Genomic DNA, 12,935 nt, shown 5'->3' on the forward strand with positions numbered 1-12,935 from the left:
CTATTCGATTCAGCCCTGTTTACACGGTGGCTGACTGGCGCTATCGAATTTCTTCCACAGAGGAACCGGGAGGGAACATGCCAGCCTCGAAGCCGAAGGGCAACACGCCAGAACGCACACCCACAGCAAGCGAGAAAGAAGCGCTCGACTTTCACGCGCAAGGCCGTCCCGGCAAGCTGGAAATCAATCCGACCAAGCCGATGACCACGCAGCGCGATCTCTCGCTTGCCTATTCACCCGGCGTCGCCGTGCCGGTCAAGGCCATCGCCGAAGATGCCGCGCGGGCCTATGATTATACATCCAAGGGCAATCTTGTCGCCGTCATTTCCAATGGTACTGCCATTCTGGGCCTCGGCAATCTGGGGGCACTGGCTTCCAAGCCGGTCATGGAGGGCAAGGCGGTGCTTTTCAAGCGCTTTGCGGATGTCGATTCCATCGATCTTGAAATCGACACGACGGATATTGATGCCTTTATCAATGCGGTACGCTATCTCGGACCATCTTTTGGCGGCATCAATCTGGAAGACATCAAGGCCCCCGATTGCTTCATCATCGAGCAGCGCCTGCGCGAATTGATGGATATTCCGGTTTTCCACGACGACCAGCATGGCACCGCGATCATCGCCGCAGCCGGCATGATCAACGCGCTGCATCTGACGGGCCGCGACATCAAGACGACCAAACTCGTCTGCAATGGCGCGGGCTCGGCGGGCATTGCCTGTATCGAACTCGTCAAGGCGATGGGTTTTCCCAGCGAGAACGTCACGCTCTGCGACACCAAGGGCGTGGTCTATCAGGGACGTGAAGAAGGCATGAACCAGTGGAAGTCGGCGCATGCCATCAAGACCGACAAGCGCTCGCTGGCCGACGCCATGAAGGATGCCGATATTTTCTTCGGCGTTTCGGCCAAGGGCGCGCTGACCAAGGACATGGTGCGCTCCATGGCGCCCAATCCGATCATTTTCGCCATGGCCAATCCGGACCCGGAAGTCACGCCGGAAGATGTCGCAGAGGTGCGCGATGACGCCATCGTCGCCACCGGCCGTTCGGACTATCCGAATCAGGTCAATAATGTGCTCGGCTTTCCCTATATTTTCCGTGGCGCGCTCGATGTGCGCGCAACCACAATCAACGATGCGATGAAGATCGCCGCCGTCAATGCGCTGGCCGAACTTGCCCGCGAAGATGTGCCGGACGATGTGGTCGCCGCCTATCAAGGGAGCCGTCCGCGCTTCGGCCCCAATTACATCATTCCGGTGCCGTTCGATCCGCGCCTGCTTGCGACCGTTTCGGCAGCCGTCGCCAAGGCTGCGATGGAATCGGGCGTTGCCGGACGGGCAATAACCGATCTTGAAGCCTATAAGCGCGAATTGCTGGCGCGGCGCGATCCGATCGCCTCGACGCTGCGCGGCATTTACGAGCGCGTGCGCCGCCAGCCAAAGCGCATCGTCTTTGCGGAAGGCGAAGAAGAGCAGGTCATGCGCGCCGCCGTCTCCTACGTCAATCAGGGGCTTGGCACGGCCATTCTGGTTGGCCGCGAGGAGCGTGTCGCGGAAACCGCAAAGGCGGCGGGGCTGGACCTTTCGCGCCCCGGCATCGAAATCATCAATGCCCGCCTTTCCAAGCGCAATTCGGCCTATGCCGATTACCTCTATGAGAAATTGCAGCGCAAGGGCTATATGGCGCGCGACTGCCACCGGCTCATCAACAATGACCGCAACCATTTTGCAGCCTGCATGGTGGCGCTTGGCGACGCTGACGGCATGGTGACGGGCGTGACCCGCAATTACGCGACCGGGCTTGACGATGTGCGCCGGGTGATCGATTCAAAACCCGGCCACCGCGTGGTGGGCGTGTCGATCGCGCTTTGCCGCGGGCGCACGGTCTTCATCGCCGATACCGCCGTGCATGAAATGCCCACACCGCAAGAACTTGCCGATATTGCCGTGGAAGCCGCCAGCATGGCGCGGCGCATGGGATATGAGCCGCGTGTGGCGCTGACGGCATTTTCGACCTTCGGCCATATGGGCGGCGAACGCTCGGCGCGTATTCAGGAAGCGGTGCGCATTCTGGCAACCCGTCATGTCGATTTCGAATTCGACGGCGAAATGAGCGCGGATGTGGCGCTCAATCCCAAGCTGATGGAGCAATATCCCTTCATTCGCCTGTCGGGTCCGGCCAATGTGATCGTCACGCCTGACAATCATTCAGCTTCGATTGCCGCCGACATGCTTCAGGAACTGGGTGGTGCGACCATTATCGGGCCATTGCTGGTCGGCCTCGACAAGCCCGCGCAGATTATCACCATCGGCGCGAAGGATTCCGACATCGTCAATATGGCGGCGATCACCGCCTATAACGCCACCAATTGACCTGCGTTCATTACCCGCGAAAGGCCGGATCAGAGTCCGGCCTTTTGCCCCGGCCTTCTGCCCCGGCCTTTTGCATTGGGATGTTCACCCAATTTAAAAGCAGTTATAGGATAGTCCCTGTCATCGTCAGTCCTTTTCCCTGAAAGACGGGCCTGCTAGCCGTATGAGCGCACACGACCTGAAGCTGGATGAGATCGTCAATGCGGAGGCGCTGCGCCGCAAGCTGCATGAACTCGCCGATGCGACGGATGAGAGCTATACGAGCGCACCCGCCCGCAAGGTCGTGCTGCAAGCGCTCAAGGATGCGCTTACACGCGGTCGCGCCAATGCGGAAACCATGCTGATGAAAGATGGCGGCGGCACGCTTTGCGCGCGGCGGCTGTCCTATCTTATGGATTCCATCATCGGCGCGCTGTTCGATTTTGCGACCACCAGAGCCTACCCGATGGTCAATCCGTCGAAAGCCGAGAATATGGCGATTGTGGCGGTCGGCGGCTATGGGCGCCGCGGGCTTGCGCCCGGTTCCGACATCGACCTGCTTTTTCTGCTGCCCTACAAGCAGACCCCATGGGGCGAGCAGGTGGTCGAATATATGCTCTATATGCTCTGGGACATGGGGCTGAAAGTCGGCCATTCGACCCGCAGCATCAATGAATGCATCTTTCTCTCACAAGAAGACATGACGATCCGCACCGCGATGCTGGATGCGCGTTTCATCATCGGCAACCGCAAGTTGTTTCAGTCGCTGGTCAGTCGTTTCGATGAAGAAGTGGTCAAGGATACCGGCCCGGAATTCATTCAGGCCAAGCTTGCCGAGCGCGACCTGCGCCACCGCAAGGCCGGTGAAAGCCGCTATCTGGTGGAGCCGAATGTCAAGGAAGGCAAGGGCGGGCAGCGCGACCTGCATACGCTCTACTGGATCGCCAAATATTTTTATCGCGTCAAAAGCAGGGAAGAACTCATCAAGCTGGGCGTGCTGTCGCGTGCGGAACTGAAGCTTTTCAACAAGGCGGAGGATTTTCTGTGGGCCGTGCGCTGCCACATGCATTTTGCGACCCTGAAGGCCGAAGAGCGGCTTTCCTTCGACATTCAGCCGGAAATCGCGCAGCGGCTGGGCTATACGGCGCATCCGGGCCAGAACCATGTCGAGCGCTTCATGAAGCATTATTTCCTTGTGACAAAGGATGTGGGCGACCTGACCCGCATTCTCAGTGCAGCACTTGAGGAGCAGCAGGCCAAGCATGTACCCGGCTTCAACCGCATCTTCCTCACCTTCTCGCACCGCAAGCGCCGTCTTTCAGGCAGTCGCGATTTTGTTTCCGAAAATCATCGCATCAATATCGCCGCGCCCGATGTGTTTAAAAAAGATCCGGTCAATATCATCCGCATCTTTCAACTGGCCGACAAGCATGGGCTGGAATTTCATCCCGAAGCCATGCAGCAGCTTACCCGCTCGCTCAAGCTCATCAATGCCGAATTGCGCGAGAATGCCACGGCGAACCGGCTTTTTCTGGAGGTTCTGACCTCGCCGCGCAATCCCGAACTGATTTTGCGCCGCATGAATGAATCGGGCGTATTGGGCAAGTTCATCCCGGATTTCGGCAAGATCGTCGCCATGATGCAGTTCAACATGTACCACCATTATACGGTGGACGAACATCTGCTGCGCTGCATCGGCATCCTGTCGGAAATCGAGCATGGCGAGCTCGAAAACGAGCATCCGCTCTCCAACCAGATCATCACCACCATCAAACGGGACCGCAACCTGCTTTATGTGGCGCTGCTCCTGCATGACATCGCCAAGGGACGACCCGAAGACCATTCCATGGCCGGTGCGCGCATTGCCCGCAGGCTCTGCCCGCGCTTCGGCCTGTCGGCGTCGGAGACGGATACCGTCGAATGGCTGGTGCGCGAACATCTGACCATGAGCATGGTGGCGCAATCGCGCGATCTCAATGATCGCAAGACGATCATCAATTTCGCCGATATTGTGCAGACCACGGAGCGGCTCAAGCTCCTGCTTATCCTCACCGTATGCGACATCAAGGCGGTCGGTCCCGGCGTATGGAACGGCTGGAAGGGGCAGCTCCTGCGCACGCTTTATTATGAAACCGAACTGCTTCTCACCGGAGGGTTTTCGAAACTTCCGCGTGTCGATCGCGGGCGGCAGGCACGCGCAGCACTGGCGCAAAGCCTCTCCGGCTGGCATGAAGACGAACGCAACGCCTATATCGGCCTGCACTACACCAATTATTTTCTCACCGTCAGCCTCGATGATCAGGTGCGGCATGCCAATTTCATCCGCGAGGCAGACCGTGCGGAGCGCGTGCTCGCGACAATGGCCAAGCCGCATACATTCGAGGCCGTCACCGAGATCACCGTGCTTGCGCCCGACCATCCGCGCCTGCTTTCCATCATCACGGGGGCCTGTGCGGCTGCGGGCGGGAACATCGTCGATGCGCAGATATTCACCACCCGCGACGGACGCGCGCTCGACACGATCCTCATCAATCGCGAATTCGATACCGATGAAGACGAGCGCAGGCGCGCGGAGCGCGTCGGCAAGGTGATCGAGGACGTGCTTTCAGGCAAGGCGCATCTGCCCGACGTGCTTGCAAGACGGACGAAATCGAAACGCGCTGCGAAAGCCTTCAAGGTCGAGCCGCGCGTCGAGATCAACAACACGCTTTCCGACAAATTTACAGTCATTGAAGTCGAAGGCCTTGACCGGCCCGGCCTTTTGTCCGAACTGACCGGCCTTATTTCCGATCTTTCGCTGGATATTGCTTCGGCGCACATCACCACATTCGGAGAGAAGGTGATCGACAGTTTTTATGTCACCGATCTGGTGGGCCACAAGATTTCAAACGCCAACCGGCAGGGCAATATAAGGCGCAAGCTGCTTGCCGTTCTTGGCGGCGAGAGCAATGCGAAGACAAATGGACGCTCGCCGCAGGCCGCAATATAGGTTTTTCAATTCATGAGTCTGGTCAAAAAATTCGCAACGGTTGCGTCGGGCACGCTGATGAGCCGCATATTCGGCTTCACCCGCGAGATGTTCATGGCCGCAGCCCTTGGCACCGGCCCGGTGGCCGACGCCTTCAATGCGGCCTTTCGGTTTCCCAATACTTTCCGCAGGCTCTTTGCCGAAGGCGCGTTCAATTCCGCCTTCGTGCCGCTTTTTGCCAAGGAAATCGAGCAGAACGGCATGGATGGCGCGCGCCGCTTCTCCGAGGAAGTGTTCGGCGTGCTGTTTACGGTGCTGCTCTTTCTCACCATCGCGATGGAGCTTTCGATGCCCTTCATCGTGCGCACGGTGATTGCTCCGGGCTTTGCTGATGATCCGGAAAAATTCGACAATACGGTGCGGCTGGCCATCATCATGTTTCCCTATCTGGCCTGCATGTCGCTGGCGGCGATGATGGGGGGGATGCTCAATTCGCTGCATCGCTATTTTGCAGCGGCGATTGCCCCGGTCTTTCTCAATATCATCCTGATCGGCGTTCTGGCCATTGCATGGTGGCAGGGTTATGACGCGCTTAGCGTCGGCTATGGCTTGTCATGGGGTGTCATGGCTGCGGGCCTCGTGCAACTGGCAATCGTCTGGCTGGCAGTGCGCAATGCGGGCATTAAAATCGGCTTTCGCCGCCCGCGCCTGACATCGAATGTCAAAAGGCTGCTGGTGCTCGCTCTTCCCGCCGCCATTACCGGCGGCATCACGCAGATCAATCTGCTTATCAACACCAATATCGCATCGGGCATGGAAGGCGCGGTTTCCTCGCTCGTCTATGCCGACCGCATCTATCAATTGCCGCTTGGCGTGGTCGGTATTGCGGTGGCGACCGTGCTTTTGCCGGAACTCTCTCGCGCGCTGCGCGGCGGGCATATGCAGGAAGCATCCAACCTGCAAAACCGCTCGGTCGAATTCACGCTGTTTTTAACGCTTCCCGCCGCCGCAGCCCTGCTGGTCATGTCGGAACCCATTGTGCGGCTGCTGTTCGAGCGTGGCCAGTTCAGCGCCAGTTCGACGCTGGTGGTCGCCAGCATTCTGGCCATTTACGGTCTTGGCCTGCCCGCCTTCGTGCTCATCAAGGCTTTCATTCCGGGCTTTTTCGCCCGCGAGGATACCCGCACGCCGATGATTTTTGCAGCGATTTCCGTGGCCGTGAATATCTCGCTGGCGCTCACGCTGTTTCCGCGCATGGGGCCGACCGGCATCGCCATAGCGGAAATTGCCGCAGGCTGGGTCAATGCGGTGCTGCTTTTTGCAACATTGGTCCGGCGCGGCCATTGGGGGCGTGATATTGGGCTTCTCACCCGCATACCGCGCCTTGCCGTTGCCGCCGCCATCATGGCCGCTGCCATTTATTATGCGAGCGGATATTTTTCGCACGAGCTTTCATCCGCTGTTTCGCTTGGCCTGCGCGCCATGACGCTTGCCTCCATCGTATTCGGAGCAATGATCGTCTATTTCGCGCTGGCCTTCGGCCTTGGCGGTGCCAATACGGCGATGATCCGGCGCAGCATCAAGCGGGGCGCTGCCAAAAAACAGCCCGAAGGAGAAGCGTGATTTGCCCTTGAAAGGCAGTCATCCGTCTGCGAAAAGACCCGTGTTAAAAACACTCCCCGCTCTCCACCGGCGGGGCTAACTTTTCAGGAAAAAATCATGAGCACGTTCAAACCGCTTGTCTTCTCCGGGGTTCAGCCGACCGGAAATCTTCACCTTGGCAATTATCTTGGTGCGATAAAGCGGTGGGTCGAGATTCAGGAAACGCAGGAGTGCATCTATTGCGTGGTCGATATGCATGCGCTGACCGTTTCGCCCGATCCGGCTGAACTGCTGCAATCCACCCGCGAAGTGGCCGCAGCCTTCCTTGCGGCGGGCATCGACGCCAAAAAGAGCATCGTCTTCAACCAGAGCCGCGTGAGGCAGCATGCGGAACTTGCATGGGTGTTCAACTGCGTGGCGCGTGTCGGCTGGATGAGCCGCATGACGCAATTCAAGGACAAGGCAGGCAAGGATCGCGAAAACGCGTCGCTGGGCCTGTTTGCCTATCCAAGCCTGATGGCCGCTGACATCCTGCTTTATCGCGCAACCCATGTGCCGGTGGGCGACGACCAGAAGCAGCATCTGGAACTGACCCGCGACATCGCGCAGAAATTCAACAATGATTATTCCGACCGCATCGCATCGCTGGGCATCGGCGTGGATATGCAGGTGGGCGACGAGCAGGTTTCGGGTTTCTTCCCGCTGACCGAGCCGGTGATTTCAGGGCCTGCCATGCGCATCATGTCGCTGCGCGACGGCACCAAGAAAATGTCGAAATCCGACCCTTCGGACCTCTCGCGCATCAATCTGATCGATGATCAGGACACGATCACCAAAAAGATTCGCAAGGCCAAGACCGACTCGGACGGCCTGCCGTCGGATGTCGATGGACTTGAAGGCCGCCCGGAAGCGGACAATCTCGTCGGTATCTATGCGGCGCTTGCCTCGCGGTCGAAGGAAGAAATCCTCGGCGAATTCGGCGGACGGCAGTTCTCGGAATTCAAATCGGCGCTGGCCGATCTCGCTGTAGCGCAGCTCGCGCCGATCACGCAGGAAATGCGCCGTCTGGTGGCCGATCCGGCCTATATTGACAGCGTTCTGCGCGATGGCGGTGAACGTGCCGGTGTGATCGCCGAAGAGACGATGCACCATGTGCGCGACATTATCGGCTGGCTGCAAGACTGAATCCAATTTCTGAAAATCACGAGCTGCCCGCTTGCGGGCGGCTCTTCTCGGTGGCACATTGCGCTCATGGTATCAAAACGACTGAGCCGGGAAGCCGGACATAGACGCAAATTTCTGGCCGTAATCGACGAGACGCCCGAATGCGAGCGGGCCGTCGCCTATGCCGCGCGCCGAGCAAAAAATACCAATGGCGCATTGGTCATGCTTTTCGTGGTCGACAATTCCGACTTCCAGCAAATTCTGGGCGTCGGTGAAATCATGCATCAGGAAGCCAATGAACGCGCGCGGGCGACGCTTGAAAAATTTGCCGCCAAGGCGCGCGAGCAGCAGGGCATAGAGCCTGAACTCATCATCCGCGAAGGCCGCACCAGCGAGGAACTGACGACCCTCATCGATGAAGATCAGGACATCGCCATTCTGGTTCTGGCCGCAGGCTCCGGCAAGGAAGGCCCCGGCCCATTGGTGCAATCTCTCGCCGGACGCTCGCAATTCCAGATCCCTGTGACGGTGATCCCGGCAGGGCTGGCCGATGACGACATTGATGCCGTAACCTAAGCACCCTATATTGAGTGTAATCGAATTGCCTTCAGCGAGGTCTTGCTTCCTGCTGGACAGGCGTATATTAGAGATATTCTAAAATTGAAAGCGGAGAACGGGTATGTTCATCCAGACTGAGACCACGCCCAACCCGGCGACCCTGAAGTTCCTGCCCGGCAAGGTTGTCATGCCGGAAGGCACAGCCGACTTCCGCGATGCGGGGAGCGCGGGCAATACATCGCCGCTTGCAGCGAAGCTTTTCGCGGTGCCCGGCGTGAGCGGCGTCTTTTTCGGCTATGATTTCATTACCGTGACCAAGGAAGGCGGCGAGTGGCAGCACCTCAAGCCTGCCATTCTGGGCACGATCATGGAGCATTTCATGTCGGGCGCGCCCGTCATGGCGGGAAATGCCGCAACCGATGCGCCCCACGGCCATGAAGACGGCGAGTTCTTCGATGAAGCCGATATGGAAATCGTCGAGACCATCAAGGAATTGCTCGATACGCGCGTGCGTCCGGCAGTTGCGCAGGATGGCGGCGATATTACCTTTCGCGGTTTCGAGAACGGAACCGTTTTCCTGCACATGAAGGGCGCCTGCTCCGGCTGCCCGTCTTCGACGGCCACTCTCAAGCACGGCATTCAGAATCTTCTGCGCCATTTCGTGCCGGAAGTGCAGCAGGTCGAACAGATTTAAACCTGTTCGCAAGACCATATAAGTCGCTATTTACTCTGCGCGAATATTACCAGAGCGTTTCAGCGAAGCTGAAACGCTCTGAATCTGTTCACGCTTTTCGGGATGCACGCTAGGTCGTGGTGACGACCTAAGCTTTTGTTTAAACGCGCATCTTTTCCGAAAACCGTTTCACACTTTTCGGGATGCGCTTTAGATCACGATAACTTTCGCGCCTTTCTCGGCACGATCATAAAGGTCGATGATGTCCTGATTCATCAGGCGGATGCAGCCGGACGACATGGACTTTCCGATCGACCACCATTCCGGCGTTCCATGGATGCGATAGCCGGTATCCCCGCCCTTGTTGAACAGATAAAGCGCGCGCGCACCAAGCGGATTCCTCAGGCCCGGCTGCATGCCGGTGCGATATTTGGCCAGTTCCGGCTGGCGTTTGATCATGGCGGCTGGCGGCGTCCAGGTCGGCCATTCGCGCTTCATGGCTATGCGTGCCGTTCCCGACCAGCCGAAACCCTCGCGCCCCACACCGATGCCATAGCGCATCGCCTTACCATTGGGCATGACGTAATAAAGAAATTTCGTGCCGGTATCGACGATGATCGTTCCGGGCTTCTCATTGGTCTGGTAATTCACGATCTGCCGACGGAATTGCGCCGGGATTTTCTCTCGCGGAATGGCCGGTATCGTATAGCCGGCGTCGCTGACCGATGAGTAGGACGCAGTGTAAAAACTGCCGCCGACCGTCGAACAACCCGCCAGCGCTCCGCCAAGAAGGAGGGCGGCGGTCAATTGCAGGATACGAGTCTTCATGAATTTCCCCTCAATAGAAGCGTATCGGTCGCTGATGCGAATCAATATTTGCCTCTTGTAATAGGAAAATATTATTAACCTCTCGTAAACCGTAAATTGAAAAATCCTGTTTTAGCCATTTTATTGCCTTTTTCGCCGCAATTTCTTGCCGGGAAACCGCAGTTTTGCGATTGCTTCACGCAAATTGCGGGCACAAAATGCAGCCATGCCAATCGTCAATCCCCATAAAACCCATCCGCTTTCCGATGGCCGACAATCGGACCACGCCCTGCTGGTGCGGCGCGGCGTACAAAGGCTTTTTCTCGAAATGGGGCTGGCGAGCCTGCCGGAACTGCCGCTCGCATCGGGCAGGCGCGCCGATCTGATCGCCATCAGGCAGAGCGGTGAAATCTGGATCGTGGAAATCAAATCTTCCGTCGAAGACTGGAAAGCAGACCGCAAATGGCCCGATTATCGCAGCTATTGCGACCGGCTGTTCTTCGCTACCCATCCGGGCGTGCCGCGCGAAATCTTTCCAGCGGAATGCGGCTTTATTCTTTCGGACGGATATGGCGCGGAAATTTTGCGCGAAGCACCCGAACATAAGCTCCCGGCCCCCACGCGCAAAGCGCTGATGCTGCGTTTTGCCCGCATTGGCGCTGCGCGGCTGACCATCGCCGAACTCGCCGGTCTCGACATTCCGAACGCCGGAGACGACCCACTCTAGCGCGGGGCGCGCTTGGCCAGAATTCGCTGCAGGGTACGACGATGCATGTTCAGGCGGCGCGCGGTTTCGGAAACATTGCGCTCGCACATTTCATAGACACGCTGAATATGCTCCCAGCGCACCCGGTCGGCAGACATGGGGTTTTCGGGCGGGGCAACCTTTTCCCCCGGACGGCGCGTCAGCGCGGCAAAAACCTCGTCCGCATCGGCGGGCTTTGAAAGATAATCGATGGCGCCGAGCTTCACGGCATTTACCGCCGTTGCGATATTGCCATAGCCGGTCAGCACGATCGCGCGCGTATCGGGACGGCGCGCACGGATGGCTTCGATGACGTCAAGCCCGTTTCCATCGCCCAGCCGCATATCCACCACCGCATAGGCAGGAGCAGCCACCTTGGCGGCGGCAATGCCTTCTTCTATCGATTCCGCCGTCGTGACCTGAAAGCCGCGCCCTTCCATGGCGCGCGCAAGGCGCTGCAAAAACGGTTTGTCGTCATCAACCAGAAGAAGGGTTGGATCGTTGCCTATGGCTTCGTTATCGTCCTGCTTCGAGTCGTCCATGAGATTCTTCCTGATCTTATGTTTTCTTCCTTATTGATACCCCTGCGTCAAAAAGTCAAATAGCCATTGAATTATTGAAGCAATCAACGCAAACCGCCGATGAATATTGCAAGCACCCCATGAGGTGCCCCTACCCGCAGTCCGGCATCAGCCGATAATAAACGCCGAGCGCGGCCATATGACCCTGACTTCCGCGCCCTGACCCGGATTGTTGCGGTTGCGGAAACTGATCTGCGCGCCGGAGCGCTCCAGCAGGGTCTTGGCGATGAAAAGCCCCAGTCCCAGCCCGCCGCCGCCATTATGATTGCCGTCGCGGCTGGTCATGTAAGGCTCGCCGATCCGGTCGAGGACTTCCGGCTTGAAGCCCTCGCCGTCATCCAGAATGGTGACGCTGACGGTGGTATCCGTCCATCCCCATGTGATGCTGACCTTTTCACGCGCAAAATCGACCGCATTCTCCACCAGATTGCCCAATCCATAGAGCAGGCCGGGATTGCGGCGCACCACCGGTTCGGGCTTTGACCCTCCCATCGCGACGACATCGAGCGCAATGCCGAAATTGCGGTGCGGAGCGATTACCTCCTCGATCAGCGAAGAAAACGGCAGGCGCGACATATGTTCTTCGTTTTCCGAAGAAAGGCTGGTCAGTCTTTGCAGGATTTCACGACAGCGCGCCACCTGCGACTGCAAAAGCGCAATATCGTCGGCAAGGCCCGCATCCTGCGCGGCCTTGCCAGCATGGCTGCGCTGCATTTCCCTGACCACGAGCGCAATTGTCGCCAATGGCGTGCCCAGTTCATGGGCGGCGGCGGCGGCAAGGCCATCGAGCGCGGTCAGATGCTGTTCGCGCTGCAAAATCAACTCCGTCGCCGTCAGGGCATCGCCCAATTGCCGCGTTTCCTCCGCGATACGATAGGCATAGACGCCGGTGAAGCCCAGGGCCGAAATGATAGCGCACCATATGCCAATGACGAAGAGAAACGGCAGGTCGAGCGTCTCGTCGGCATACCATGGCAGAGGCTCATGCCAGACAATGAGCAGCGATGTGCAGGCGACGGCGAGGAAGGCAAGCCCCAGCGTATGCCGTACCGAAAGCGAGGTTGCAGAAATGATGACAGGCGCAATCATCAGCATGACGAAGGGATTCTGGATTCCGCCCGTAAGATAGAGCAGCCCCGCCAGTTGCAGAATATCAAAGGCCAGCACAAAGCTGGCCGCGGTCGGGTTGAGCCGGTGATTGACCGGGAAACGAAAGGCCAGATAAAAATTGAGCCATGCAGAACAGGCAATCAGCGCAAAGCAGATGCCGACCGCAAAGGAAAATTGCAGATAAAGCGCCACGAACATGACCGCCGCGCTCTGGCCGGCAATGGCCAGCCAGCGCAGGCGCACCAGAGTGGTGAGGCGGGGTCGTCGGGATAGATTGGAAGCGCGATTGTCGAATTCTGCGTGCATGATTTCCTCTGTCGCCCCTTATGTGACAGGGCCGCACATCATTGCAAGGAAAACTGTGTCAACACGCCGC

The 12,935-nt window shown here is 58.2% G+C and carries 10 protein-coding genes; 7 read left to right on the forward strand and 3 right to left on the reverse strand.

Annotation, left to right across the window (positions count from 1 at the left end):
- Nucleotides 1-77: 77 nt before the first annotated feature.
- The 6 genes from DKP76_RS01925 (at nucleotide 78) to DKP76_RS01950 (ending at nucleotide 9,337) form a co-directional block, all read left to right on the forward strand.
- Entirely contained in the window at nucleotides 78-2,372 is a 2,295-nt protein-coding gene (locus DKP76_RS01925; protein ID WP_109704724.1) for an NADP-dependent malic enzyme, read from the forward strand.
- Nucleotides 2,373-2,535: 163 nt separating this feature from the next.
- Entirely contained in the window at nucleotides 2,536-5,340 is a 2,805-nt protein-coding gene (locus DKP76_RS01930) for a [protein-PII] uridylyltransferase (protein ID WP_109704725.1), read from the forward strand.
- Nucleotides 5,341-5,352: 12 nt separating this feature from the next.
- On the forward strand, nucleotides 5,353-6,942 hold the full coding sequence (murJ, locus tag DKP76_RS01935) for a murein biosynthesis integral membrane protein MurJ (protein ID WP_109704726.1): 1,590 nt from the start codon (nucleotides 5,353-5,355) through the stop codon (nucleotides 6,940-6,942).
- 96 nt (nucleotides 6,943-7,038) lie between these two features.
- The gene (gene trpS, locus DKP76_RS01940) at nucleotides 7,039-8,106 is read left to right on the forward strand and encodes a tryptophan--tRNA ligase (RefSeq protein WP_109704727.1); all 1,068 of its coding nucleotides are present in this window, start codon (nucleotides 7,039-7,041) and stop codon (nucleotides 8,104-8,106) included.
- Nucleotides 8,107-8,121: 15 nt separating this feature from the next.
- On the forward strand, nucleotides 8,122-8,661 hold the full coding sequence (locus DKP76_RS01945; protein WP_199224738.1) for a universal stress protein: 540 nt from the start codon (nucleotides 8,122-8,124) through the stop codon (nucleotides 8,659-8,661).
- A 103-nt stretch (nucleotides 8,662-8,764) separates the two neighbouring features.
- Nucleotides 8,765-9,337: a NifU family protein gene (locus tag DKP76_RS01950; protein ID WP_109704729.1), complete on the forward strand. Its 573-nt coding sequence runs from the start codon at nucleotides 8,765-8,767 to the stop codon at nucleotides 9,335-9,337.
- 189 nt (nucleotides 9,338-9,526) lie between these two features.
- On the opposite strand, the gene DKP76_RS01955 is transcribed toward DKP76_RS01950, so the two are convergent.
- Entirely contained in the window at nucleotides 9,527-10,144 is a 618-nt protein-coding gene (locus DKP76_RS01955; RefSeq protein ID WP_109704730.1) for a L,D-transpeptidase, read from the reverse strand.
- A 205-nt stretch (nucleotides 10,145-10,349) separates the two neighbouring features.
- Between DKP76_RS01955 and DKP76_RS01960 the strand changes: the two genes are divergently transcribed.
- Entirely contained in the window at nucleotides 10,350-10,850 is a 501-nt protein-coding gene (locus tag DKP76_RS01960) for an MmcB family DNA repair protein (protein WP_109704731.1), read from the forward strand.
- On the opposite strand, the gene DKP76_RS01965 is transcribed toward DKP76_RS01960, so the two are convergent.
- On the reverse strand, nucleotides 10,847-11,410 hold the full coding sequence (locus DKP76_RS01965; RefSeq protein WP_109704732.1) for an ActR/PrrA/RegA family redox response regulator transcription factor: 564 nt from the start codon (nucleotides 11,408-11,410) through the stop codon (nucleotides 10,847-10,849). The genes DKP76_RS01960 and DKP76_RS01965 overlap by 4 nt on opposite strands.
- A gap of 147 nt (nucleotides 11,411-11,557) precedes the next feature.
- Complete coding sequence (locus DKP76_RS01970; protein ID WP_109704733.1) at nucleotides 11,558-12,865, reverse strand: ActS/PrrB/RegB family redox-sensitive histidine kinase; 1,308 nt, start codon at nucleotides 12,863-12,865, stop codon at nucleotides 11,558-11,560.
- Nucleotides 12,866-12,935 lie beyond the last annotated feature (70 nt).

The sequence above is a fragment of the Falsochrobactrum shanghaiense genome, assembly GCF_003149535.1.
GTDB classification, from domain to species: Bacteria; Pseudomonadota; Alphaproteobacteria; order Rhizobiales; family Rhizobiaceae; genus Brucella; species Brucella shanghaiense.